This window comes from Bifidobacterium sp. FKU, from assembly GCF_026016385.1.
GTDB lineage: Bacteria > Actinomycetota > Actinomycetes > Actinomycetales > Bifidobacteriaceae > Bifidobacterium > Bifidobacterium infantis.
Map to the genome: position 1 here is coordinate 1621017 of NZ_CP092888.1, position 24999 is coordinate 1646015.

General features: G+C 60.8%; 20 protein-coding genes and 2 tRNA genes. 6 read left to right on the forward strand and 16 right to left on the reverse strand.

From position 1 onward, the window contains the following. Positions 1 to 47 precede the first annotated feature (47 nt). The 6 genes from MMB48_RS07415 (at position 48) to MMB48_RS07440 (ending at position 7580) form a co-directional block, all read left to right on the forward strand. Positions 48 to 551, forward strand: coding sequence for a YraN family protein (locus MMB48_RS07415; RefSeq protein ID WP_080714780.1), 504 nt, complete (start codon positions 48 to 50; stop codon positions 549 to 551). Between the two features lie 54 nt (positions 552 to 605). Further along, positions 606 to 2141, forward strand: coding sequence for a YifB family Mg chelatase-like AAA ATPase (locus MMB48_RS07420; protein ID WP_032744323.1), 1536 nt, complete (start codon positions 606 to 608; stop codon positions 2139 to 2141). Next, on the forward strand, positions 2138 to 3838 hold the full coding sequence (locus MMB48_RS07425) for a DNA-processing protein DprA (protein ID WP_050496261.1): 1701 nt from the start codon (positions 2138 to 2140) through the stop codon (positions 3836 to 3838). Before MMB48_RS07420 ends, MMB48_RS07425 begins: the two co-directional genes overlap by 4 nt. Before the next feature lie 56 nt (positions 3839 to 3894). Next, positions 3895 to 5760, forward strand: coding sequence for an FAD-dependent oxidoreductase (locus tag MMB48_RS07430; protein WP_032744324.1), 1866 nt, complete (start codon positions 3895 to 3897; stop codon positions 5758 to 5760). Positions 5761 to 5855: 95 nt separating this feature from the next. Next, positions 5856 to 6821, forward strand: a complete 966-nt coding sequence (locus tag MMB48_RS07435) for a succinate dehydrogenase/fumarate reductase iron-sulfur subunit (RefSeq protein ID WP_032744325.1) — start codon at positions 5856 to 5858, stop codon at positions 6819 to 6821. A 93-nt stretch (positions 6822 to 6914) separates the two neighbouring features. Next, positions 6915 to 7580 carry an O-methyltransferase gene (locus tag MMB48_RS07440; RefSeq protein ID WP_032744326.1) on the forward strand — a complete coding sequence of 222 codons (666 nt, stop codon included), beginning with the start codon at positions 6915 to 6917 and terminating at the stop codon, positions 7578 to 7580. A gap of 45 nt (positions 7581 to 7625) precedes the next feature. Here MMB48_RS07440 and MMB48_RS07445 read toward each other — a convergent pair whose 3' ends face one another. The 16 genes from MMB48_RS07445 to MMB48_RS07520 form a co-directional block, all read right to left on the reverse strand. Then, the gene (locus MMB48_RS07445; protein WP_032744327.1) at positions 7626 to 8567 is read right to left on the reverse strand and encodes a TIGR00730 family Rossman fold protein; all 942 of its coding nucleotides are present in this window, start codon (positions 8565 to 8567) and stop codon (positions 7626 to 7628) included. A gap of 232 nt (positions 8568 to 8799) precedes the next feature. Next, positions 8800 to 10218, reverse strand: coding sequence for a Na+/H+ antiporter NhaA (locus tag MMB48_RS07450; RefSeq protein WP_013140568.1), 1419 nt, complete (start codon positions 10216 to 10218; stop codon positions 8800 to 8802). Positions 10219 to 10396: 178 nt separating this feature from the next. Then, a tRNA-Arg gene (locus MMB48_RS07455) sits at positions 10397 to 10470 on the reverse strand. A 29-nt stretch (positions 10471 to 10499) separates the two neighbouring features. Then, positions 10500 to 10573: transfer RNA gene (locus MMB48_RS07460), tRNA-Arg, on the reverse strand. Positions 10574 to 10728: 155 nt separating this feature from the next. Then, positions 10729 to 12108 (reverse strand): ATP-dependent Clp protease ATP-binding subunit ClpX, encoded by a 1380-nt coding sequence (gene clpX / locus MMB48_RS07465; RefSeq protein ID WP_032744328.1) that lies wholly within the window; start codon positions 12106 to 12108, stop codon positions 10729 to 10731. A 121-nt stretch (positions 12109 to 12229) separates the two neighbouring features. Then, positions 12230 to 12931, reverse strand: coding sequence for an ATP-dependent Clp protease proteolytic subunit (locus tag MMB48_RS07470; RefSeq protein ID WP_032744329.1), 702 nt, complete (start codon positions 12929 to 12931; stop codon positions 12230 to 12232). A 5-nt stretch (positions 12932 to 12936) separates the two neighbouring features. Then, the gene (locus tag MMB48_RS07475) at positions 12937 to 13560 is read right to left on the reverse strand and encodes an ATP-dependent Clp protease proteolytic subunit (RefSeq protein WP_080714783.1); all 624 of its coding nucleotides are present in this window, start codon (positions 13558 to 13560) and stop codon (positions 12937 to 12939) included. 205 nt (positions 13561 to 13765) lie between these two features. Further along, positions 13766 to 14146 carry a hypothetical protein gene (locus tag MMB48_RS07480; RefSeq protein ID WP_007052057.1) on the reverse strand — a complete coding sequence of 127 codons (381 nt, stop codon included), beginning with the start codon at positions 14144 to 14146 and terminating at the stop codon, positions 13766 to 13768. A gap of 83 nt (positions 14147 to 14229) precedes the next feature. Beyond that, on the reverse strand, positions 14230 to 15696 hold the full coding sequence (locus MMB48_RS07485) for a chloride channel protein (RefSeq protein WP_032744330.1): 1467 nt from the start codon (positions 15694 to 15696) through the stop codon (positions 14230 to 14232). 183 nt (positions 15697 to 15879) lie between these two features. Then, on the reverse strand, positions 15880 to 17259 hold the full coding sequence (gene tig / locus MMB48_RS07490; RefSeq protein ID WP_032744331.1) for a trigger factor: 1380 nt from the start codon (positions 17257 to 17259) through the stop codon (positions 15880 to 15882). Between the two features lie 54 nt (positions 17260 to 17313). Beyond that, the gene (locus tag MMB48_RS07495; RefSeq protein WP_032744332.1) at positions 17314 to 18615 is read right to left on the reverse strand and encodes an HRDC domain-containing protein; all 1302 of its coding nucleotides are present in this window, start codon (positions 18613 to 18615) and stop codon (positions 17314 to 17316) included. Next, positions 18612 to 19250: a DUF3000 family protein gene (locus MMB48_RS07500; protein ID WP_032744333.1), complete on the reverse strand. Its 639-nt coding sequence runs from the start codon at positions 19248 to 19250 to the stop codon at positions 18612 to 18614. Before MMB48_RS07500 ends, MMB48_RS07495 begins: the two co-directional genes overlap by 4 nt. 62 nt (positions 19251 to 19312) lie before the next feature. Further along, positions 19313 to 20194 carry a pyruvate formate-lyase-activating protein gene (pflA, locus tag MMB48_RS07505; RefSeq protein WP_032744334.1) on the reverse strand — a complete coding sequence of 294 codons (882 nt, stop codon included), beginning with the start codon at positions 20192 to 20194 and terminating at the stop codon, positions 19313 to 19315. A 163-nt stretch (positions 20195 to 20357) separates the two neighbouring features. Further along, positions 20358 to 22733: a formate C-acetyltransferase gene (pflB, locus tag MMB48_RS07510; protein ID WP_032744335.1), complete on the reverse strand. Its 2376-nt coding sequence runs from the start codon at positions 22731 to 22733 to the stop codon at positions 20358 to 20360. A 277-nt stretch (positions 22734 to 23010) separates the two neighbouring features. After that, positions 23011 to 23235, reverse strand: coding sequence for a hypothetical protein (locus MMB48_RS07515; RefSeq protein WP_012578016.1), 225 nt, complete (start codon positions 23233 to 23235; stop codon positions 23011 to 23013). A 52-nt stretch (positions 23236 to 23287) separates the two neighbouring features. Next, positions 23288 to 24985, reverse strand: coding sequence for an NAD+ synthase (locus MMB48_RS07520; RefSeq protein WP_032744336.1), 1698 nt, complete (start codon positions 24983 to 24985; stop codon positions 23288 to 23290). Between the last annotated feature and the right edge of the window lie 14 nt (positions 24986 to 24999).

Here is a 24999-nt window from a genome sequence, read left to right on the forward strand (position 1 = left end):
GCCGGTTGCGCTTGTGCTCTTACATATGTAACCCGCACAGTGGAATCATGAACGCTTTACCACCTACCCAGCCGACGACGAAGTCCGGCATCGACGCCGGTCTTGCCTTTCACCAGCCCATGCTGGCTTCACCTGATCCGCAGGCAACGCTGCCTTCGGAACGGATTGCGGCCACGATGGGCGACCGCAATCTGACGCCCAAACAGTTCGGTGCGCTCGGCGAGCAGTATGCCGCCGCGTGGCTGGAGGAACACGGTTGGACGACCTTGAGCCGCAATTGGCATACCCGTTACGGCGAATTGGACATCGTGATGCTCAATCCCGAGTACACGGTGGTGTTCGTCGAAGTGAAATCACGCCGGTCCATGCATTACGGATATCCGCAAGAGGCCATCACGCCGGTGAAACAGCACAATCTCAGGAAAGCCGCCTGCGATTGGCTGCTTGACCGGCGTAATCGTGTGCCGCATACGGCAGTCCGTTTCGATGTCGTCACCATCGTGCTTCGGGTGGGCAGACCGCTCGTGCATCACATCGAAAACGCCTTCTGAATTCGTCCCCCAAAAAACAGTCACGTTGCGAAACACATTGCGAAAGGAGTAGACATGGCTATCGGCAGCACTCTCTCAGTCGGACTGATCGGCCTTAAGGCCTTCATCGTCCAAGTGCAGGCTTTCATCAGCCCTGGCTTGCCATACTTCAGCATCATCGGATTGCCGGATGCATCGTTGTCCGAAGCCCGCGAGCGCGTGAAATCGGCGTGTCAAGCCACTGGATTCGGTTGGCCGCAAACCCGCGTGACCGTGAACATGAGCCCTGCGGCCATGCCCAAACGTGGTTCGTCGCATGATCTGGCCATCGCGGCCAGCGTCCTATGCGCGGCGGATGCCATAGGGCATGATTGCTTGGAAGATACCATTGTGCTCGGCGAAGTGAATCTTGACGGCTCGGTGCTGCCGATTCATGGGCTGCTCCCGATCATGCTGCATGCCGAGGAACGTGGCGTGCGCAAAATGATTGTTCCCCATCGCGATCTTGACGAGGCTTCGATGGTGGATGGACTGGATGTAGTGGGCGTGAGGCATGTGGGTGAGCTCATCGAACTGCTGGGCGGTGATGCCACCTATACGATTACTGATACACCGGTTGCCGACGAGACCACCATGGATCAATCGCCCACAAGCCATCCCAACGATTGTGGCGATATGAACGAGGTTCTGGGTCAGGAACATGCCAAATGGGCGCTGCAAGTGGCGGCGGCAGGCGGACATAATCTCATCATGACCGGCCCGCCAGGCAGCGGCAAAACCATGCTGGCCTCACGTATGCCCGGCATCATGTGCCCGTTGAACGAGGCGGAACAACTGGAGGTGGCATCGATTCGGTCGCTGTGCGGCATACTGCCTCAGTACGGCATCACCGACATGCCGCCGTTCGAGGCACCGCACCACACCGCCAGCACGGCGGCCTTGGTGGGTGGTGGCAGCGGCATCGCCGTTCCCGGCGCGATCACGCGCGCGCATCGAGGCATTCTGTTCCTGGACGAGGCACCGGAATTCAGCGCACGCGCCCTGCAGACGTTGCGCGAACCATTGGAATCCGGGTATGTGGCGCTTTCCCGTTCAAAAGGCAGCACCTATTACCCGGCCTCATTCCAACTCATCATGGCGGCCAACCCCTGCCCGTGCGGATACTATTACGGCACCGGCGAACGTTGCGCTTGCCGGGAAAAAGACCGTATACGTTATTTCTCGCGATTGTCCGGACCGATATTGGATCGTGTGGATATTCAGATGGCGGTGCCACCGGTCTCGCGCATTGCCGTGCAAAGCGAGCCAATCGGCGAGTCCAGTGCCGGAATACAAGCTCGTGTGATTCGCGCCCGTCAAGTGGCCAAGGACCGGTTCAGACAGTACGGATGGGTGTGCAACGCGCAAGCTTCGGGAAAATGGCTGCACGCCAATACGTCGCTGAAAGCGATGGAATTGGTCAATCGGGCCCTGTCCAATCATCAACTCACATTACGCGGGGCCGATCGCGCCATGCGTCTGTCTTGGACGCTCGCCGATCTGGCCGGCCGCGTGTCCCCCACCGAGCAGGACGTCCATCAGGGCATCGAAATGAGAACGAGGATGACATGAGTAACGCTACTGATATCCGACAATCTGGCGGCACCGCAGGCAGTGTGGATCACACCGATACGGGCCTCGCTGTTTCGCGCACCATTCCCATGCCTCCCACGGATACGTTATACCGCGCCGCGCTCACGTTCTGTCTTGATGGGGCGGATGTGATGATGTACGCCACGCTCAAAGGCGCGGAAAGCGCCGAATCCCTCTGGCACGCGTTGGCGCAATCCCATCCAAGCCAGCCATCTGAAATCTGCGGCCCGGCGCTGTCACGTATTGACCGCATGTTCGTGGACGGCCTCACTCGATGGGGCCGCAAGGCGTCGGCGAACGCGATGCGCTCCTTCCGCAATGCACTGGCCGGCTGGCATAACCGCATGATGGACCTGCCCTCGCAAGACATCATCCAACTGGCTGACTGGTTCACTATGGATGGCACGCAATGGATTATCGGCCCTGGCCATCCATGTTGGCCCTCGCAGTTGGCCGACCTGTCCATTCGCTCCGATTGGGCGCCACCGCTGTGTTTGTGGATCAAAGGCGATCCACGCGCATTGACCAGTTGCGCCAAACCGGTCGGCATCGTCGGTTCACGGGACGTGACCGAATATGGCCGGTATGTGGCGCACACCGTAGCCGAACAGGCAGCCGTTGCCGGGCATCTGGTCGTGTCCGGAGGCGCGATGGGAACGGATGCGGCGGCACATTGGGGAGCGTTGAATGCGCTGCACGGCAGAATGCCCGCCAATGTGGGCAGAACCGTTGCCGTATTCGCCGGCGGGCTCAACCATATCGGACCGATGCGTAACCGCACGCTGTTCGAACGTATCGAGGCACAGGGTGGTGCACTGATCAGTGAACTGTGTCCAGGGACGATTCCCGAAGCCCGTCGTTTTCTACTCCGCAACCGCATTATCGCGGCCATGTCTTCCACATTGATTGTGACGCAAGCCCGGTTGCGTTCCGGAGCGCTCAACACCGCGGGATGGGCATGTGAATTGCTGCGCGAAGTGTATGCGGTTCCCGGTGACATCAATCAGCCTTGCAACGCCGGGTGCAATAAGATGATCGGCGACCACCGAGCGATGATTCTGTGTGCCGCCACATCCACCGAGGATATATGCCATGAACGGCACAAACCCGTTATGGGAGTATGCCCAGGCATATCGAAATCCACAGGTCAGGACTCGTCCGAAAACGAGGAGGCCATGGAAGTGCCGGCAACGACTCCGTTATCGCCAGCATCCTCGGAATCATCGGCGTCACAGGAGTCGTCACAAGATCCAGGCCATTCGAAACGTCTTAAGACCAAGCATACTCAGCCTACACTCGTTCAATCCAAGGATGGGCCGGCGAGCGCAACCGCCGGGACCGGTGCCAACAAGAGCAAGGGTGAAGAGCTGCCCTCGTCGCATCAGATGCCGGATCTTCGTGTCAAGCCGAAGCCCGATCCCGAGAAGGAAGCCCAACAACGTATCATTATCGCCAAGCTGCCGGAAATGGAGCGCACATTAGTGGCATTGATTCGTGAATGCCGTAAACGACATCTCATCGTCACTCCGGACGCACTATTGCGTGTGGCGCGAGAGACGGTACCCGACGAGATTCCCAATATCGGCACCATACTTGAGCTACTCGGCGCATTGGAGCTGAAGGGAGTGATCGAGCGGGATGCCGGCATACTCAAGCTGAGCAGCCGTGTCGGCTAATCGGCTTCCATGACACGGCTCGAAGACTGTTCGGCGGGTGTGCGAGAATCGAACCCATGAGTCCGAAACGTTTGGAAGATATGTATGATGCGGTGATCGTCGGCGCCGGAGCGGCCGGCCTGTCGGCGGCGTTGGGACTGCTGCGCTCCCCCAAAATCACCGAGCTCAAGGAACAAGGCGTGGACCCGAAGATCCTCGTGGTCTCCAAACTGCAGCCGCTGCGTTCGCACACCGGTTCGGCCGAGGGCGGCATCGCCGCGAGCCTGGGCAATGTGGAGTCCGATGACTGGCACTGGCATTACTACGACACCATCAAGGGCGGCGACTGGCTCGTCGACCAGGACGCGGCCAAACTGCTCGCCGAATACGCGCCGCAGACCGTGATCAACCTGGAGCGTCAGGGCGTGGCCTTCTCCCGTACCGATGACGGGCATATCGCCCAGCGCCGGTTCGGCGGCCACACGCGCGAGTTCGGCGGTGCCCCGGTCAAGCGCGCCGCCTATGCGGCCGACCGCATCGGCCACCAGATTCTGCACACCTTGTGGCAGCAGTGCGTGGCCGCCGGCGTCGAGTTCGCCGAGGAATGGTATGTGACCGACCTGGTGCTCGCCGACGACGGCAAGCAGGCGGCCGGCATCGTGGCATTTGACACGCATTCGGGCAAGATTCAGGCCATCCACGCGCGCAACGTGCTTCTTGCCACCGGTGGCGCGGGCCGACTGTTCCATACCACATCGAATTCCTGGGACCTGACCGGCGACGGCATGGCATTGGCCTTGGCCGCCGGCCTGCAGCTGGAGGACATCGAATTTGTGCAGTTCCACCCCACCGGGCTCGCGCACACCGGCATCCTGCTGTCCGAGGCGGCCCGCGCCGAGGGCGGCATCCTGAGGAACGCCGACGGTGAGCCGTTTATGGAACGCTACGCCCCGGAGCATAGGGATCTGGCCGCGCGAGACGTGGTCTCCCGCTCCATCATGGCGGAGATCGACGCCGGCCGCGGCGTCGCCGATCCGAAGGACCCGGATGGTCCGAAGGACTGCGTCTGGCTGGATATGACCGGCATCGACCCCGAACGTATGAAGGAAGTGCTGCCGCAGGTAGTCGAAACCATCGAGCAGTACGCGAACCTCGATCCGGTCAAGGACCTGGTGCCCATCAAGCCCACTGCGCATTACACGATGGGCGGCATCCCCATCACCACCAATGGCGAGGTGTACCGTTGGGCCGACGGTGCCGTGCAGGTAGTCGATGGACTGTTCGCCGCTGGCGAATGCTCTTGTGTCTCCGTACATGGTGCGAATCGTCTGGGCGGCAATTCTCTGCTCGACGCCTGCCTGTTCGGCACACGCGCTGGTCAGACGATGGCCGCACGCATCGCCGAGAACCCGGTTGACTCCCCTATGGCCGAAGATTCGGCCGATGACATGCTGACCGATGCCGCCGATCAGGCTGCCGATTCTCGCAAGGCAGAGCTTGACGAACTGCTCGCCGGACCAATGGGTGATTCAGACGATGGGACGACCACTGCCAATCCTTATCAGCTCATGGCCCAACTCGGATCAGTGATGGAGCAGGCTCTGGCCGTACGTTGCACCGCTCAGGCCATCGATACGGCGTTGACTCAGATCAACAACGACATCACGCCGGTTGCCGATACCTTGCGGGCCCATGACAAGACCGCCGCTTTCAATCAGGAGGTCACCGCCATCTGGGAAGTCCGTCATCTGATCGAACTGGCCGAGGCCATGCTGCACGCTTCCGAATCCCGTCAGGAATCTCGCGGATCCATGCAACGCCTTGATTTCCCCGAACGCGACGATGAGCATTTCCTTGCTCACTCGATGGTCGCCGATGATGGTCCGGTAAGTTTCAAGCCGGTGCACATCACCGACTATCCGCCCAAGAAGCGCGAGTACTGATCCGCTGGTGGTAATACCCAAGCCGCCTAGGGCTTGTGGCACAATAGGTTGGCTAATACTGGACTTGACATCCCACTGTTTCATGGAGGCAGAACATGGCTGAGGCGAGCAACACGACGGTTACCCTGCAAGTGCATCGTTTCACGCCGCGACCCGAGCGCGCCGAACGTGCACGCGGCGGCAGCCCGTTCGCCAAGAAAAGCTCCCCATTCGGCGGCGGCTTGGATTCGGCGGCACGCCGTCGTCCGCGCGGCAAGCAGTGGGTGCAGGAATACACGATTCCCGCGCGCCCCTCGGACACCGTGCTCGACTGCCTGCTGACCATCAAACGCACCGTCGACCCGACGCTGGCTTTCCGTTATTCGTGCGGTCATGGCATGTGCGGTTCGGATGCCGTGGCAATAAACGGCACCCCCACCCTGCTATGCACGGCCACCATCCGCGATTGGGCCAAGCAGCCCGGCGCCATGCCTGAAGTCGATGACGAAGGGTTCCGACACACCGGCACCGAGGCTGAGGAATCCGACGATTCCGCGGAAAACGTCGCGAACGCGGCGGCCGACCAGGACTCGGCCGCAAACGGTTCACTGGGAGTCATCGAACTGGCATCCCTGCCCGGCTTCCCGCCGCAGCGCGACCTCATCGCCGACATCGACCCTATGCTCAACCAGATCAGGAAACTCACCCCATATCTTCGGGCGGACGGCGTGCTCGTCACCACCGCCGAAGGCAAGGTGGACGTGTTCGAATACCTGCAGAACCCCGAACAACTCGCCAAATACGAGCTGCTGAGCAACTGCATCGCCTGCGGCGTGTGCGAAGGCGCCTGCCCGGTGTACGCCGGCGGCGACGCCTTCATCGGCCCGGCCGCGCTGATTTGGGCCTCCCGTTTCGTCAACGATTCGCGCGACACCAAGGCCATGGAGCGTATGGATGCCATCGACACCGCCGACGGCGTGGCCGCCTGCCAGTCCGTGCGCGCCTGCTCCCGCCACTGCCCGCGCGGCATCGATGTGGGCGAGGAGATGTGGCAGATCGTGGCCAAGGTCCGCGAGCGCTAAGCCGCGCCGCGGCTGGCTGCGGCGATCGTCTAAGCACATGCGTCGATGCATCCGCCGGGTGCCCGCACGAGAGAAGACATGAAGGAACGAATTATGGACAGAACGCAGTACACCAACCTCGCCAAGGCATGGGAATTCACCGAGGAACACGCGCGCGAACGTGAATCCGATGCGTTGACCGACGCCCGTACGGCCGCCGACGAGTCCGGCCAGTTGCAGGGTTCGGCGGCGCAGGCCCGTCTGCTGGGCATGCTGGTGCGCATCACCGGCGCCGCTTCGGTCATCGCCGTGGGCACCGGCTCGCTGGTGGAGACCTTGCAGCTCGCCCATGCGCTGGATAGCAAGGGCCTGCTGACTGCGGTCGATTCCACCGCTCAGGGCATCGCGCTGATTCGCAAGGCGTTCGCCGAGCTGCAGGATGAGACCGACACCACGTTGCGTGCGGTGAATGCTCCGGCCAGCGTGTTTCTGCCGCGCCTCAACGCCAATGATTACGATCTGATCGTGGTGGCGGGCGACGCCGAGAACTATGCCGCCACGTTCGCCCAGGCCTCCCGTCTGCTGCGCGCGCACGGCGTGATCGTGTTCACCGATGTGCTGGTGTTGGAGGACGGTCAGGGCGGCGTGATCAATCCGGCCGACCGCAGCGACAAGGCCATCGCCATGCGTGAATTGCTCGCCACCGTCGAAGATGACGAAGGTTTCGAGTCCACGCTCACCCCTGACGGCACCGGCCTGCTCATCGCCTACAAAAAGTAACTCTGTCCTTGGCTCCCCTCTCCGAGGGGAGCCACTCTATCTCGCTTATCTCACGATTGCGCTGACGGCCACGTCCACGGCTTCGTCGGCGTCGTCGGTTACGGTGACCAGTTTCGGGTCGATCGTCGAGATCATGCCGTGCTCGGCCACCGGACCGTTGAGCCAGTCAAAGAGCCCCTGCCAGTATTCCTTGCCGTAGAGCACCACCGGAATATTCGCCACCTTGTGGGTCTGGACCAAGGTCAGTAGCTCGAACATCTCATCCAGTGTACCGAAGCCGCCCGGGCACACGATCACGCCCGAGGAATACTTGACGAACATGGTCTTCCGCACAAAGAAGTACCGGAAGCTCATGCCGAGGTTCACCCACTGGTTCACCCCCTGCTCGTGCGGCAATTCGATGCCGAGTCCCACGGATTTGCCGCCGGCCAGTGCCGCTCCCCTATTCGCGGCTTCCATGATGCCTGGACCACCGCCGGTGATGACGGCGATGTTGCGCTTGGCTATCTGGCTACCCATGCGCCGTGCCGCCTTGTAGATCGATTCGGTGCGCTGGGTGCGTGCGGAGCCGAAAATTGAGACTGCAGGTCCGAGCTCGGCGAGCGCCCCGAAGCCGTCCACGAATTCCGATTGGATGCGCAGCACACGCCATGGGTCCATGTGCAGCCAGTCGGTGTCCCGGTCGGGTTTCAGCAGGTTGGCGGTGGTGTTGTCCGAGGGAATCATCTGGCCGCGTAGAATCACCGGGCCGCGATGATAGGTGTCGCCCAGCGGCGAAGCCTCCTCCAAGTCGACCAGGTTCACCGGTGTGGCCGCAGCCTCAGTTGCCGTCTCAGCCTCCAACGTTGCCGTATCATTCGCAGCTGTGGCTTCCAATGGTTCCATATCGTCCACGACTGCGGACTGGGACGCGGCCTCGGCTGGATTCTTTGCTTCAGCGGCCTTTTTGCCGCCGTTCTTCTTGGATTTCTTCTGCTTCTTTGCCATCCAATGTCCTCCTGTACGGTGCTATCGACTCTTCGCATTCTAGCGCCTGAAGCTCTGCATACGTTTTCCGCGAAATCATCCTTGACTTCGTGAAGAACGTACGGTGAGTGACACTCAGCGTACGGTTTTCACGAAATAAGGCCTCATCTCGTGAAGAACGTACGGTGAGCGCGCCTCAGCGTACGTTTTCCGCGAAACAAGGCCAACAACGGAGTAGGGACCGTCTAAGCCATCAGTGGCGGAAGTCAATCTCCACACTGGCGGTGCCGTCGGCGAGGGTGCCGGGGTGTTCCGTGGGCGTGGTGGACTTTGTGGTGCGACCGGTCTGACCAGCGCCATCGCCATCAATCGATTCGTCATCCTCCGCATCGGCCGCTGCTGCGGCTGCGGCCTTCTCGAATCTCTTGGACTGACGGCTCAGCAGCACACCGGAAATCGCGGCGGCGATCAGGGAGGCCACCAGCACGCCGAAGCGCGCCTCAGCGGAAAGTTCCGCGTTCTTGTACGCCAGCGAAGCGATAAGGAAGGACACAGTAAAACCAATGCCGCAGGCGACGGCAGCGGGAATCATGTCACGTACGCGCAGCCCCTTGGCCATCTTGAGCCCGCCCACATGCGTGGCCAGCCATGCGGTGGTGATGATGCCCAAAGGTTTGCCGACCACCAAAGCCACAATCAGTGCGATAACCAACGGCGAAGCCAGCAACAGCGGGCTCACCGACTCGAAGTGCACGCCGGTGGCGAACAGGGCGAAGATGGGCAGAGCCAGCAGTGCGGAGAATGGCTGAAGCTTGTTGGCATAGCGTTCGGCACGCGGTGAAAGTTCGCCGTGCATTTCACGGGAGGGAGTCAGCAGGCCAACCAGCACGCCGGCCAGTGTGGGATGCACGCCTGCCTCGAACATCATGATCCAAGCGAGGACGCCGACGATGCCGACCGCGATCCACGGCACTTTTTTCAGTCGTACGAGGTATGCCCAGATGGCGGCGCATACGGCGATGCCGATGAACCAATACCAGGCGTTGATCGAGGAGAAGAATACGGCGATCAGAATAATGGCCAGCAAGTCATCGACGGTGGCAAGCGTCATCAGGAACGCGCGGATCGAACCGGGCAGGGCCTTGGCAAACAGGGCGAGCACGGCCAGTGAGAACGCGATATCCGTGGCGGTGGGCACTGCCCAGCCGTGCGACATCTCCGAGAACGGGATGCTGCTGCCGGTGGTGGTCAGAATCAGCGTGCCGGGTTCACCAGGCCCGATCTGAGAGAACAATGCCGTGACGGCCAGGAACAGGATGGGCGGGGCGATCATGCCGCCCACCGCGCACAGCATCGGCACGGCGGCCGCTTTCGGATTGGCGAGCGAGCCGGTGGTGAGTTCCTGCTTCAGTTCGAGGCCCACGGTCAGGAAGAAGATGGTAAGCAGACCATCCTGGGCCCAATGGCCAATCGGCAGGTCGAGATTGGTGTAGGGGATGAACAGATGCGTTTCCGCTACGGTCTCGAACGCATGCGCGGTGGCGGGCAGGTTCGCGAGCACCAGGCCGGTGAGCGCGAAGCCGAGCATGATGAGTCCGGAAATACGGTCTGAGGCGGCGATTCGCCTGATGGTGGACCAAAGTCCCTTCTTCGCGCCGGCGGTCGTGGCCATCGCGTCTCCTTGCTGTACTCTCTTGGATGAACCGTATGTAATAGTACGGAATATCTCAGGACGTTCCGCTCCGGGCTGAGTCGCGAAGAGCAACCTTACCCCACCCCTGTGTGGCCGACTCAAACGGGCCAATACAATTGGAAAAGCCTCGGAAGCATTTCGCTTTCGAGGCTTACTGTGCGCCAGACAGGATTCGAACCTGCGACCTGCTGATCCGTAGTCAGCTGCTCTAATCCGCTGGGCTACTGGCGCATACCACTGTTGTCCCCGTGGTTCGGGAGTGCGCCAGACAGGATTCGAACCTGCGACCTGCTGATCCGTAGTCAGCTGCTCTAATCCGCTGGGCTACTGGCGCATGTTGTCTTTCAGACAACTCGATATATAATACACGCCGTTCAGCTGAATGCAACTCGGCGTGTTGCGGCGATTCGCATCATCTTAATCGTCACCGCAACGGCGTATTTACTGGCCTCACGCAGCATGTGTACGGACTCGGTCAAGCAAAACCGACTACGCAACTTTGAGGCGTCCCTGCGGCACATCCACGGCTTCGCGCAGGAGTTTGGGCGTACTGGAACCCTCTACGGACGCCTTGTCCACAATCACCTGCTTCACATCATCCAAACTCGGCAACTGGAACATCGTGTCCTGCAACGTACGTTCGATAATCGAACGCAACCCGCGTGCGCCGGTCCCCTGCTTGATGGCGATATCAGCAATCGCCCGAATGGCCTGTTCGGTGAACTGCAGGTCGACGCCGTCGACGGCGAACAGCTTACGGTACTGCTTGATCAGCGCGTTGGCTGGCTGGGTGAGAATCGCCGTCAGATCGTCTACGGTAAGTTCCTTCAGCACACTGGTGACCGGCAAACGTCCGATGAACTCAGGCAACAGCCCGAACTCGGCCAGATCATCGGCATTGACCTGTTCGAGCAATTCCTCGTCTTTCATGTCGGCGTCGTGCCAATTCGCGCCGAAGCCGGTCTCTCGACGGCCCAATCGCTTGCGAACAATATCCGTCAGTCCCACGAACGCACCGCCGCAGATGAATAGGATGCCGCGTGTGTCCATCTGCGCAGTGTCCTGCTCCTTATGCTTGCGCGTGCCCTCCAACGGCACGGAGGCGATGGTGCCTTCCAAAATCTTCAGCAACGCCTGCTGAACGCCCTCACCGGACACGTCACGGGTGATGGAGGTGTTCTCACCTGATTTGCGCGCGATCTTATCGATTTCGTCAATGTAGATGATGCCGTGCTGGGCTCGGCTTACGTCGCCATCCGCAGCTTGGAGAAGACGTTGGAGCACGGTTTCCACATCGTCGCCTACATAGCCGGCCTCGGTCAGGGTGGTGGCGTCGGTGATGACGAACGGCACGTTCATTACGCGGGCCAACGCCTGCGCAAGATAGGTTTTACCCACGCCGGTGGGGCCAAGCAACAGAATGTTTGACTTGGCGACCTCGACGCCAGCCAAAGGGTCATTGCTGCGGCGGGTAGCACGCGTCTGGGCGGGAGCGGATTGCTTGGCTTGTTCGCCGGTCTGGCCACTGTGCCCGTTATTCCCGTCGAGCTGTTCAGCGGACTCCTGAAGCTCCATATTGACGCGCTTGTAATGGTTGTATACGGCCACGGACAATGCACGCTTGGCGTTCTCCTGACCGATGACGTAGCGGTTGAGATAATCGAAGATCTGAGCGGGCTTGGGCAGGCTCAGCGAATTGACCTCGGCATCTTTGACACGCTCCTCGGAGATGATGTCCACGCACAGGGCGATGCATTCATCGCAGATGGAGGCGTTGGGACCGGCCACCAGTTTTCTGACCTGACGTTCGGTTTTGCCGCAGAACGTGCAACGGGGTACGTCCTCGTTGTAGCTCACCACACGTCCCATGATTCTCCTTTGCCGACCGCGCCGCACCGTCGAACCGCCACGCTGCGCATTATCATTGTCATCCTTGAAATACAATACCCCCGGTCGTTGCCGACCGAGGGTATTGCAATGTTCGGAAGTTTTACTGGCGGTGTTCCAGCACCTCGTCCACGATGCCGTATTCCTTGGCTTCAGGAGCGGTCAGGAAAGTGTCCACTTCGATGTCGCGGCGAATCTTCTCGACATCCTGGCCGGTGTGCTTGGCGAGGGTCTCCTCCAGCCATTCGCGCATACGCAGCATTTCCTTGGCCTGAATCTCGATCTCCGTGGCCTTGCCGAAGCCTTGGTCGATGGCCGGCTGGTGGATGAGCACACGGGCGTTCGGCAGCATCAGGCGCTTGCCCTTGGTGCCGGAGGCCAGCAGAATGGCGGCGGCGGAGGCGGCCTGGCCGAGACACACGGTCTGCACGTCGGGCTTGATGTACTGCATGGTGTCGTAGATGGCGGTCATGGCCGTCATCGAACCGCCGGGTGAATTGATGTACATCATCACGTCACGGTTCGGATCCTGGGATTCGAGGACCAGCAGCTGGGCCATCACGTCGTCGGCGGAGGCGTCGTCCACCTGCACGCCGAGGAAGATGATGCGGTCCTCGAACAGGCGGGAGTAGGCGTCCTGGGTCTTCATGCCATACGGGGTCTTCTCCACGAACTGCGGCATGATGTAACGGTTGGTCGGCGCTGGCTGGGCTGCGCGGGCGGCGTCCGGCATGAAACCGGCTACGCCCTGACGGCCGGCCAAGCGGTCGGCACGGGCGGCGAACTTTGCTTCTTCACTTGCCATGAGTCTCACTCCCCCTGCTGGTTGTTGCCGATGGTGTCCGGCGTGGTCACGAGCTTGTCCACGAAGCCATAGTCGAGGGCTTCCTGGGCGGTGAACCAGTGGTCGTATTCGTTGTCGCGGTAGATTTCCTCGAGGGTGTGGCCGGTCTGTTCGGCGGTCAGCTCGCTCATGGTCTTCTTCATGTCCATGATGAGCTCGGCGTTGATGCGCACGTCAGTGGCGGTGCCGCCAATGCCGCCGGAGGGCTGGTGCATGAGCACACGGGCGTGCGAGGTCAGGTAACGCTTGCCCTTGGTGCCGGAGCTCAGCAGGAACTGGCCCATGGAGGCGCACATGCCCAGACCCACGGTCGCCACGTCCGGCTCGATGAGCTGCATGGTGTCGTAGATGGCCATACCGGCGGTGATGGAGCCGCCCGGCGAATTGATGTACAGCCAGATATCCTTCTTCGGGTCTTCGGCGGCCAGCATCAGCAGCTGAGCGCAGATGCGGTTGGCCATATCGTCCTTGACCTCTTCACCCATCCAGATGATGCGGTCTTTGAGCAGACGGTTGAAAATCGGGTTGACGGGGCCGGCCGGGACGTCATCGCCCGCCATGACCGGCAAGGTCGCAAAGGTATTGCTCACCTTGATTCTCCTTCTAATTACTCGAACACTGTTCAGACTACCGCCTTGAAGCGACTGAAGTCGGCTTTTCGCGTGCTTTTTGGCGGGTAGCGTAGGATATCTCTCCCTCCGTCTCGACTTTGTCGAGCCACCTCCCTCGTCTTTTGTTGACTTCTCTCCCTCCATCTCGACTTCGGCGAGACACCTCCCTCATCAGTGGGAGGTTTTATTCAAGGGTATCGAGGACGTCGTCAATGAGGAGACGGGTCTGGGAGGCGGCATCGTCGCCCAGACGCGGGAAGCGACGGGCGGCATTGGCGGGGCTGGCACCGGCGGCTCGCGCTACGTTGGACTTGCTGGCACCATGGGCCACGGCTTTTTCCGCGAGCCGATCGACCAGTGAATCGGCGACTTGGCGCATCTGTTCGGCCACCCATAATTGGGCCATATCCGCAGGTAAGTCGTAGTCTTCGGCCACATCGCTGGCTGCCTCCTGAATGGCGGCCCATAACACCATGAATGGCTTTCGATAGTAGTCAATCTGCTCAGTGAGCGGCTCGGCGGCAAGCAATTCAAGTGCCGAGCGAATTTCTGTATTTTCTGACATAGCTTTCTTTACCTCGGCTCCCCTCAGTCTCACCGTGTTCGACAGCTCCCCTCAGAGAGGGGAGCCAGAATATATGTATCTACTTACTTACGACTCAGCAACCACTTTGATATCAACGACGACGTGGCCACGGCCATGCCGACCGGCACAAAGAAGCTAATCGGCGCTTCGCTCAGCTCCATCACCAAGCACATGGCCATAAGCGGTGCCTGCTGTGAAGCCGAAAGCAACGAAGCCGCACCGATCAAGGCACACGCGGTTACCGAATCGGTCGGAAACATCAGTATCCATACGAGGCCGAGCATCGCACCCAGCGTGGAACCTAATGCGATGCCGGGCTGCAGCACACCGCCCGATGCACCGGAGCGAATGGTCATCAGCGTCACCAGCGCTTTGGTGACAAAGGTGAGTGCCAACACACCCAGCAACATCCAGATATTGGACTGGGACAGCGGGAAACCGGCGTTCATCCCGGATCCAGAAGAGCCGCTCCCACCCTGAAGCATGGCCCAGAACGAGGCCATTCCAGAGCCCGCTCCCCCGCCAGAGGCCGAATCGGATACATTACCGCCGCCCGTAAGCAAGTTCCATGGAGAGGCGGCCGATGAAGATGCCGACTGCATGGCACCAGCAGTGCCAGCGGTTTCAGGAATGAACGTGCTGAATCCAAGTTGCGCTGCGGCACGGCCGTTGCCCATCACCTGCGGCACAACAATCGCCACCAAACCGGTGATGAGACCAGCCAGCGGCATCTGCCACAGAATGGCCTTACCGGTCGGCTTGTGCGCTTCCGCCCATTGCGAACCTTTTCGGAACAACGCGCCGCCCACTCCACATGCCGCACCGCAGATCAGAGCGAACAGCATTAACGTTGGCGTGGATTCCGGTTGCATGGCGGTAATGTCGTAGAACAGGCAATGCCCTTTGATCGCAACCGCCACGAATGCGGCAATGGCAGACATGCCCAGTCCAAAGGCAACCTTTTCGATCGTCACATCCACCAATAGGATTTCGATGGCGAAGAACATGCCGGCCAGTGGCGCGTCATAGACGCCTCCTAGACCGGCACCGGCAGCCACTGCCACCACCATGCGCCGGTCGATGCCGTCAACGCCCTCGATATGGAACAGGTCGCAGAAACGTTGCGCGATCATGGCGCCGAGTTCGCGTGGGGCGACTTCTCGGCCGATCGAGGCACCGGAGCCGACGATGAAAATCTGCAACACCACATGCACAATGGTCTGCCAGAAAGGCATTCGCTCCCCTGCCACGGCCTTCTTGACTGAAGATACCGCAGTCGTTTTGCGGCGTAACAGATGCCAGATAATGCCCGCGATGCCGAGTCCCACGGTCACCGATATCGCACGGCGTACAGCGGGCACGCCGAATGGACCAGACAATTCTGGGCCTTCGATGTAGCCGAGCAGCACATGTTCAACGCCGTAGAGCAACAGGGTCAGCAGACCTGCTCCCACACCGATGAGCACGCCGAGCACAATGGTCGCCGCAGCGAGCCAACCAAGGCGTTTGATAGTAACCGTTGGCTGCATGTCAACCTCCGCACCCTATGCAACGAGTATGCCTTGGGAACTCCCCTCAGTCTCGCTACGCTCGACAGCTCCCCTCAAAGAGGGGAGCCAAAGAAATAGTCCTTTTGCCAGAATATGAAGAGCCCGGAACCGTGAAACACGATTCCGGGCTCAAACAATCACGCTAACGCGATGAGGCTACGCTCACTCAGCATCCTTGGCGTCATCCTTGGCGGACAGTTCGTCGGCCACGGCGGCAGCAGCGGAAGCGGCCTCGACGGACTCGGACTCTTCGTCCTCAGCGGCCTCGCCCAGGAAGCCGGAGAGGTCCACAACCTCGCCATCAGCGGTGAACTTGACGGCGCGCATGCCGGCGAGCAGACCCTTGGAGCGGGCGACTTCCTGCACGGCCGAGCCAAGCTGGCCGTTCTTGATGATGGCCTGGATGAAGTTGTTCGGGTCCATGCCGTACTGCTGGGCGATGGAAGCGAGGAAGTTGAACACGTCGGACTGGGACACCTGAACGTCCAGCTTCTCGGCCAGGGCGTCGAGCACCATCTGGTCGCGCAGGTCCTTCTCCACGGTCTCCTCGGCCTGAGCCTTCTGCTCCTTGGTGGCCTTCTCCGGGTCCGGGGTCATGCCCTTGAGCTGTTCGGCGACCATGTTGGCCTTGACGCCCTTCGGCACCGGGATCTCGAGGCCTTCCTGCAGCTTGGCGATGAAGGCATCGCGAGCCTCGGTGGCCTGACGACCTTCGGCGTCCTGAGCGGCAGCCTTGCGGATGTCGGCCTTGAGCTCGTCCAGGGTGTCGAACTCGGAAGCTTCGGAAGCGAACTCATCGTCCAGCTCCGGCAGTTCCTCAGCCTTGACGGAGTTGACCTTGACCTTCACGGTGGCCTTCTGACCCTCGTGCTCGCCGGCTTCCAGCGTGCCTTCGAAGGTGGTCTCCTCGCCGGCGGACAGGCCGTCAAGGGCCTCGTCCAGACCGTCGAGCATGGTGTTGGAGCCGAGCTCGTAGCTCACGCCTTCCTGGGAGTCGACGGTCTCGCCGTCAATCTCAGCAGTCAGGTCGATGTTGGCGAAGTCGCCCTTGGCGGCCGGGCGATCCACGCCGACCAGGGTGCCGAAACGCTGACGCAGGGTCTCGAGGCGCTTGTCGACGTCCTCATCCTTGACTTCCGGCTTGGAGATGGCGATCTCAAGACCGTCGATTTCCGGCAGTTCGATGTCAGGACGACGCTCGACGGTGGCGGTGAACTTCAGCTTGGTCTCGTCGTTGGCGGACTGCGGAACATCCTGCACGTCGAACTCCGGCTGAGCCATCGGACGAATCTTCTTCTCATCCAGGGCCTTGGAGTACAGCTCCGGGACCGCGTCGTTCACGGCCTCACCGGCGACGGCGGCGAAACCGATGCGCTGGTCGATGATCTTGCCGGGAACGTGGCCCTTACGGAAGCCGGGAACGTTCACCTGCTTGGCGATTTCCTTACGGGCCGCATCCAGATACGGGTTGAGCTCTTCCGGTTCAACAGTGACGGTGAGCTTCACCTTGGTGGGCTCGAGGTTACGAACGCTGATCTTCACGCTAATGACTCCTCAAAAGTCGTTATTTCTTACAGTTCTGCCGTAAGGCAACCTCTACATGATAACGCCACTTACGGACGGTGCAATGAGTTTCACCTGCCAGTTTCTTGCGCCCTGCTCGATCAGGAACGTCTCGACGTCCACTTCCACCGGGTCTTCCACCCAGCACAGGTTGCGTAGGATCTGTGGCTTGATGATCATCTCGGCCGGCGTGCGGGTGTCTTCGGCGATGCGGTTGATCACACGCCGTACCCGTTGCAGACGGTCATAACGCTCCGGATGGCGCTGTTGCCACAGCCGCATGGATCGGGGCGCGTTCACCACACCGTTTTCGCCCTGTTCGGGGGCAGGCATGGTAGGCCATTGGGTGGGCTTCAGGGCCATGGCTCGGTCGATGGCCTGCTTCCAGACCTTCGGTTTGACCGTACGCTGAATCGGCGCGTACCGCTCGAACATTTTGTCCTGCTCGGTACCGGTATGGATGCGCACACGCTCGTTCAGGGATCGGAGCGCGCGGAATTGGGCGGCATTGTGTGGCTTGTTGGTCGCGGCCTCAATGATTGACGAATCGGTCAATAACAGGCTGGGGGCAATATCGTATTGCCGGGCGAGCCGGTCGCGCTCCTCCCATAGGGATTTGGCGATGGCCAAGCCCCTCGGATCACGACTCAGCTGGGTGATGCGCGAGATACGCAGCCAAGGAATCGGATGAGGTTTGCGCGGGGCAAGGCCCGCAACCAAAGCGTGAGAAAACTCTTCAGCGGCCCACTCATCCTTGCCTGCGGCTTTCAGGTCACGACGCATCAAGGTTTCGAGTTCGATAAGCACCTCCACGTCGAGCGCCGCATAGTTGCGCCAGTCGCGCGGCAGCGGACGGTAGGACCAATCGGCGGCGGAATGCTCTTTGGCCAGCGTGATGCCGAGGTAGTGTTCGGTGACGGCGGCCAGACCGAAGCGATGCAGGCCGAGCAATCGCGCCGCTATTTCCGTGTCGAACAAGGCCTTGGGTTTGAGTCCGATTTCGGCGAATCCGGGCAAGTCCATCAGAGAATCATGCAGAATCCACGTAGCGTCGCCCACGGCGTCATTGAATTCATTCCAGTCAGCTCCGGCCCGTGTCAGGGCGACGGGATCAAGCAAGGCGATGCCCGCCCCTTCACGTTTGAACTGAATCAGCCAATCCTCATGTCCATAGCGGAATCCAGACGCACGTTCGGCGTCGGCGGCCAGCGAGCCCGTCGCCTCGGCCAGCGCATCGCAGGCACGATGATAGCCATCCAGCGTCGAAGTGACATCGGGCACTCCCCCGCGAGGCTCTTTCAGCAGTCGGGGTTCGGTGTCACGGACGTCACTCAACTGGCGTCATCCTCCTCAAAACGGATGGTGGATCTGATGAATGCGGCCCACGAGCGGATTTGTGCGCCGGCGTCCATAGTACCGTCCGGTCCGGTCCCGTCAAGCGGGGTCCATGAGACGCGAATCTCACACCCGGCGCTGGTGGAGCCAGACATCGAACCAAAAGCCGTGTTCTGGGTCACGGTGACTGTGCCGGATACCGAATCCGGCTCGATGCCGTCGAAATAGTCGCACATGTCATCCCAGTACATGCCGGGGGTCAGAGAATCGTTTTCGGCGGTTTCCAGCGGCAGCCGCGCGAACGCCACGCAACGCCAGTTGGAATCCCAGTCAATGCGCAGCTCATGAGCATAAAGCATCATGATCCAGCCTGTGGCGATTCGTGATTCGGCATCGTTGCCAAGACCGGCGGAAAAGGCATCGCCGAGGGCACACTCTCCCGCTTCGAATTCCACGCCGATACCATAATCGGCCAAGGTGGAAGGCACGGGAATCTCCCGATAGCGCACGTCATGGATGCGCTTCATGGTGCTGACGGATTCGACAGCTGCCCATACTTCATCCGGCACACCCTGAGGGCGTACGAGGCGTCCGTCGTTGGACGCTCCCATAGGAAATGCGTAGATGTCGGCCATATCTCTAGGGTATGGGCGAACGGGCCGAATCGTGGTATTTACGCGCGGTTCGGCCCTGCAATTTAAAACACGGTGAAGCCGTGGTCCTTGAACTGGTTGGTCACCCGTTCGCGGGTGGCGGCGTTGGGTCCCTTCTGGTTCTCCAGCGGGTATGGGATGCGCAGTTCGTGCCACTTCGGGCGGCCAAGCTGGTGGAATCCCAGCACGTCGATGTGTTCGACGGCATCACCGAAGGACTCGCAGATCTTCGCCACGTTTTCGACGTTCTCTTCGGAGTCGGTCAGGCCCGGCACGAGCACAAATCGTATCCAGATCTTCTTGCCGGCCTTGGCCAGTCGCTGGCCAAAATCGATGGTGGGCTGCAAGGTGCCGCCGGTGACCTTGTGATAGGTCTCCTCGTCGCCGGATTTGACGTCGAGCAGACACAGGTCGATGTCCTCGAGCATCTCGTCGGTGTAGCTCGTGTTGAGGAAGCCGGACGTATCGAGGCAGGTGTGCACGCCCATCTCCTTGGCGGCATGGAACACACGCGAAACGAAGGCGGGCTGCATCATGGATTCGCCGCCGGAGAAGGTGATACCGCCATGCGTGGCCTTGAACAGGTCCTTGTAACGATCGACCTTCTTGATCATGGCGTCAAGGTAGACGGGCTTGCCGTCGCGCATCTTCCAAGTGTCTGGGTTCTGGCAGTACTGGCAGCGCAGCGGGCAGCCGGACATGAATACGGTCATGCGGGTGCCCGGTCCATCCACGGAGGTGTTGATGTCCCAAGAGTGGACGAAGCCGATATCGCCGGATTTCAGGGCGGAAAGGCGGTCACGTCGGTCGAGTCCGATTGGGGATTCAAAGCCGGAAAGGCCGCCCATCAAAGTCTGCGAGGCATAGGTCTTCGATTCCTTGAGCATATGCCTGGTCGTGGTGCGGAACGTGGGTGTTGCGGGCATAGTTGTCCTCCTGTTCCAGATATGCGAACGTCTGTGTCGATTCCTGTGGGTGTCGCCGGCATTGGGGAATCTCGCCGAAGGCCGGCGCGGCGGAGACGAAGAAGGGGTGGAGCCGTGCCCCACCCCTTCAGTTAGTCAGTGTCGCGTATCGCGAAGCCGGTCATCAGTCGACGACGGCGCCCTGGTGGAAGGTACGGGAGATGACGTCGAGCTGCTGCTCCTTGGTGAGCTTTACGAAGTTCACCGCGTAGCCGGAGACGCGCACGGTCAGGTGCGGGTACTTTTCGGGGTGCTCGACGGCGTCCTCCATGGTCTCGCGGCGCAGAACGTTGATGTTCGCGTGGTAGAGGCCGTGGCCGTTGCCGGCGTCTAGGATGCCGACCAGATTGCTGATGCGCTCGTCCTCGTCGCGGCCCAGGCCATCGGGGGTGATGGTGTTGGTCGACGAGATGCCGTCAAGAGCGTCGTTGTAATCGATCTTGCCGACGGAGAACATGGACGGCAGCATGCCGTGGGAGTCCATGCCGTTCTCCGGGTTGGCGCCCGGGGCGTACGGGGTGCCCTTCTTGTGGCGGGACGGGAAGGAACCGGTGTTCTTGCCGTACTCCACGTTGGAGGTGATGGTCAGGATGGACTGGGTCGGGACGGCACCACGGTAGACGGGCAGACGCTTGACCTGGCCCATCACAGTGGAGACAACCCACTTGGCGATGTCGTCGGCGCGATCGTCGTCGTTGCCGTAGACCGGGAACTCGCCCTCGGTGCGGTAGCCGACGACCAGATCGTCGTCGGCGCCTTCGACGTACTCGTACTCGTGGCCTTCGAGGTTCTTGGCTTCCTTGTTAGTAATCGGGTACACCTTGGCGTACTTGATGGCGGACAGGGAGTCGGCGGCGATGGACAGACCGGACATGCCGCAACCGAGGGTGCGGTACACCTCCTTGTCGTGCAGGGCCATCTCGATGGACTCGTAGGCGTACTTATCGTGCATGTAGTGGATGATGTTCAGCGCTTCGACGTAGGTTTCGGACAGCCACTCGAGCGCCTTCTCGTAGTTGTTCTTGACCTTCTCGTAGTCCAAGGTGCCGTCGGCCTCCGGGGCGATCGGGTCGATGACGCCCTTGTCGATGACCTGCATGCCGGTCATCTCGTCGCGGCCGCCGTTGATGGCGTACAGCAGGGCCTTGGCGGAGTTCACTCGGGCGGCGAAGAACTGCATCTGCTTGCCCACACGCATCGGGGAGACGCAGCAGGCGATGGCGGCGTCATCGCCCCAGTGGTTGCGGATCTCCTTGTCGGACTCGTACTGGATGGCGGAGGTGTCGATGGAGATCTTGGCGCAGAAGCGCTTGTAGCCTTCCGGCAGCTTCGGATCCCAGAAGATGGTGATGTTCGGCTCGGGGCCGGGTCCGAGGTGTTCGAGGGTCAGCGTGTTGAGCAGACGGAAGGAGGTCTTGGTGACCAGCGGACGGCCGTCGTCGCCGAAACCGGCGTCGGACCAGGTCGCCCAGTACGGGTCGCCGGAGAAGATGTTGTCGTAGTCCTTGGTACGCAGGAAGCGCACGATGCGCAGCTTCATGACGATGTTGTCGATGAGCTCCTGGGCGTCGGTCTCGGTGATCTTGCCGGCCTTGAGGTCGCGCTCGATGAAGCAGTCGAGGAAGGCGGAGTTGCGGCCGAACGACATGGCGGCGCCGTCCTGGGACTTGATGGAGGCCAGGTAGCCCATGTAGGTCCACTGCACGGCTTCCTTGGCGGTCTGGGCCGGACGGGTCAGATCCAGGCCGTACTCGTTGCCGAGGGTGATGAGCTGCTTGAGGGCCTTGATCTGCTCGTCGTGCTCCTCGCGGAAGCGGATCCAGTGCTCGATCTCCGGCTCGGTGAAGTCGTTGCGGTACGGGATGGAGTCCTTATCGCGCTTCTTGAAGGCGATCAGCTTGTTGACGCCGTACAGGGCGACGCGGCGGTAGTCGCCGATGATACGGCCTCGGCCGTAGGCGTCCGGCAGGCCGGTGAGGATCTTGTTGTGGCGGGCGATCTTGATGGCCTTGGTGTAGACGCCGAAGACGCCGTCGTTGTGGGTCTTGCGGTACTTGGTGAAGATCTTCTTGATCTCCGGATCGGGCTCCTTACCGGCTTCCTTGATGGCCTGCTCGACCATGCGCCAGCCGCCGTTGGGCATCATGGCGCGCTTGCAGGGCACGTCGGTCTGCAGGCCGACGATCACGTCGTCGATTTCCGGAGATTCGATGTAGCCGGCCGGGAAGGCGTCGATGCCTGCCGGGGTGTGGGTGTCAACGTCGTAGACGCGCTGCTTGCGCTCCACGGCCAGGTAGTTGTCGTCGAGGTACTTCCACAGATGCTTGGTCTTCTCGGTGGCAGGCGCCAGGAAGCTCTCGTCGCCCTCGTACGGGGTGTAGTTCTTCTGGATGAAGTCTCGAACGTCGATATCCTTCTGCCAGTTGCCCTCGGTGAAGCCAGCCCACGCCTTGGCGTCGAGCTCCTCCTGGGAGACAGCTGCATTTTCCACTGCGGTCATGTCACTCCTTACATGGGGTTGTAGGTTTCGCATCCTCACGGAACCCTTGGTTCACAAGTGTAGTTGGCACTTGCTTGAGAAAAGCCGAAATTGGGGGTGAGCTATCTCACATTGTTTTTGTGAACGCTACCATTCCAATGGTTTTTAGGTATTGATGGGACTATTGCACGTCTCCAGATATGGGAAACCGCTCATACTGTGATGTTCGTATGAGCTGTTTGATGAGCAGCTCGGTCTTGAGCTTGACAGCAGAACCGTATCCGCCAGTTTTCGACCGTCAATCCTCGGGGTGAGCCTGTGCGGGTTTCGCGCCGTAGTTCTTCCAGCGCCGGTTCTCCTCCTCCCATCTGGCATTGCGGTCCACCACGATGTCCCACGCATGTTCGGCGTCTTCCTTGGTCTTGTACGGACCCATGCGCTGTTCGACCGGTGAGACCATGCCCAGCTCGGCCTGCTTCTTGACGGTGTTGAAATACCACTGCTTCTTGTTATCGTCTGTCATTGGTACCTCCTCAACGGTATTACTTGCTCCCGCTGGCGGGAGCAATATATGTTTATTCCCTGAATGCGTTGGTGACGGGCAGTCGGCGGTCTCGTCCAAATGCGAGGGCCGTGACCTTGGGCCCCAGAGGGTATTGGCGGCGCTTCCATTCAGCGCGGTCCACCAATCGAATCACGGTGTCTACGGTGGCCTGGTCAAAGCCGTCGGCTAACAGGTCGGCACGGCCGTGCGCGTGCTCGATGTATGCGGCGAGCACCTTGTCGAGCAGCGCGTATTCGGGCAGGGAGTCGGAGTCCTTCTGCCCGGGGCGCAACTCGGCCGAGGGAGCCTTCTCGATGGATGAGACCGGAATCATCACGCCGTCCTTGAGCGGGACGCCGGTGTTGCCGTCCTCGTTGCCCACGATCTTGAGCCCACCGATGCCGACGCCCGCGGCCGCAGCTTTGTTACGCCAACGGCTGATCTCCCAGACGCGGGTCTTGAGCAGGTCCTTGATGGGTGCGTAACCGCCTACCGCATCGCCGTAGATGGTCGAGTAGCCGCAGGCGAGCTCTGACTTGTTGCCGGTGGCCACGGCGAGCAGACCGCGCGAATTGGAACTGGCCATCACGATCACACCGCGGATGCGGGCCTGCAGGTTCTCGGCGGAGACACCATGGAGATCAAGTTGCTGTTGGTAGGCGTTGAACAATGGCTCAATGGGCTGAACCTCGTAATGGGCGCCAATGTTGGAGGCCAGGTCAGCGGCGTCGTCTTTGGAACCATCGGAGGAGTACATGGAGGGCATGGAGATGCCCCAGACGTTCTCGCCGCCGCATGCGTCGGCCGCCATGGCGGCTACCAGTGCGGAGTCGATACCTCCTGAGAGGCCCAGCGTCACGCCGGTGAAGTGGTTCTTGGCCATGTAGTCCTTGAGGCCGAGCACGCAGGCGGTGTATACCTCTTCGTCCGGGTCGAGTTCCGGAACGATCTCGGCCTTGGCCTGATGTTCGGCGGCGGAATCGAAGTCCCAGAACGTCAGGTTTTCCATGAACATCGGGCTGCGTTCGATAAGCGTGCCGTCGGCGTCGACCACGAAACTGCCACCGTCGAAGACGAGGTCGTCTTGACCGCCGACCTGATTCAGGTAGATGACCGGGGCGTTAACCTCGGCGGCACGACGCTGGGCGAGCTCAAAACGGGTGTTGGTCTTGCCTTCCTCATACGGCGATCCGTTGATGGTGAGCAGCAGGTCGATGTTCTTGGTGGCCAGGTCGGCCACCGGGCCGCCGTCCTGCCAGATGTCCTCGCAGATGGCCACGCCAATGGTGGCGCCGTCCACGTCGAGGGTCACAGAGCGGTCGCCGGCGGAGAAGATGCGGAATTCATCGAACACGCCGTAGTTGGGCAGGAAGTGCTTGTCGTAGCCGGCCCAGACCACGCCCTGATGCAAGACCACCAGTCGGTTGCGCGGCTTGGAGGTCTTGCGGTCGGTGCCCACGGTGCCGACCACCACGAACAGATCGCCGAGGCCGTCGTCGTTGAGCTGGGTGGCGAGTTCGTTGGCCTTGTCCCATGCGGCTTGGCGGAAGGTACGGCGCAGGGCCAGATCCTCGATGGGGTATCCGGTGAGGGTCATTTCCGAGAAGACTACCACCTGGGCGTTTCCTGCGGCGGCTTTACGGGAGTAGTCGAGCACCTTGGCGGCGTTGACGTCAAGCGCGCCGACGCAGGTGTCGATCTGGGCGAGTGCGAAGCGAAGCTGTGTCATAGCTTCTTAGTGTA

What these genes read in the sequence shown, in the direction of transcription:
- MMB48_RS07415 (WP_080714780.1), top strand. Translation starts at nt 48, where the DNA reads ATGAACGCTTTACCACCTACCCAGCCGACGACGAAGTCCGGCATCGAC.
- MMB48_RS07420 (WP_032744323.1), top strand. Translation starts at nt 606, where the DNA reads ATGGCTATCGGCAGCACTCTCTCAGTCGGACTGATCGGCCTTAAGGCC.
- MMB48_RS07425 (WP_050496261.1), top strand. Translation starts at nt 2,138, where the DNA reads ATGAGTAACGCTACTGATATCCGACAATCTGGCGGCACCGCAGGCAGT.
- MMB48_RS07430 (WP_032744324.1), top strand. Translation starts at nt 3,895, where the DNA reads ATGAGTCCGAAACGTTTGGAAGATATGTATGATGCGGTGATCGTCGGC.
- MMB48_RS07435 (WP_032744325.1), top strand. Translation starts at nt 5,856, where the DNA reads ATGGCTGAGGCGAGCAACACGACGGTTACCCTGCAAGTGCATCGTTTC.
- MMB48_RS07440 (WP_032744326.1), top strand. Translation starts at nt 6,915, where the DNA reads ATGGACAGAACGCAGTACACCAACCTCGCCAAGGCATGGGAATTCACC.
- MMB48_RS07445 (WP_032744327.1), bottom strand. Translation starts at nt 8,567, where the DNA reads ATGGCAAAGAAGCAGAAGAAATCCAAGAAGAACGGCGGCAAAAAGGCC.
- MMB48_RS07450 (WP_013140568.1), bottom strand. Translation starts at nt 10,218, where the DNA reads ATGGCCACGACCGCCGGCGCGAAGAAGGGACTTTGGTCCACCATCAGG.
- clpX (WP_032744328.1), bottom strand. Translation starts at nt 12,108, where the DNA reads ATGGGACGTGTGGTGAGCTACAACGAGGACGTACCCCGTTGCACGTTC.
- MMB48_RS07470 (WP_032744329.1), bottom strand. Translation starts at nt 12,931, where the DNA reads ATGGCAAGTGAAGAAGCAAAGTTCGCCGCCCGTGCCGACCGCTTGGCC.
- MMB48_RS07480 (WP_007052057.1), bottom strand. Translation starts at nt 14,146, where the DNA reads ATGTCAGAAAATACAGAAATTCGCTCGGCACTTGAATTGCTTGCCGCC.
- MMB48_RS07485 (WP_032744330.1), bottom strand. Translation starts at nt 15,696, where the DNA reads ATGCAGCCAACGGTTACTATCAAACGCCTTGGTTGGCTCGCTGCGGCG.
- MMB48_RS07500 (WP_032744333.1), bottom strand. Translation starts at nt 19,250, where the DNA reads ATGGCCGACATCTACGCATTTCCTATGGGAGCGTCCAACGACGGACGC.
- pflA (WP_032744334.1), bottom strand. Translation starts at nt 20,194, where the DNA reads ATGCCCGCAACACCCACGTTCCGCACCACGACCAGGCATATGCTCAAG.
- pflB (WP_032744335.1), bottom strand. Translation starts at nt 22,733, where the DNA reads ATGACCGCAGTGGAAAATGCAGCTGTCTCCCAGGAGGAGCTCGACGCC.
- MMB48_RS07515 (WP_012578016.1), bottom strand. Translation starts at nt 23,235, where the DNA reads ATGACAGACGATAACAAGAAGCAGTGGTATTTCAACACCGTCAAGAAG.
- MMB48_RS07520 (WP_032744336.1), bottom strand. Translation starts at nt 24,985, where the DNA reads ATGACACAGCTTCGCTTCGCACTCGCCCAGATCGACACCTGCGTCGGC.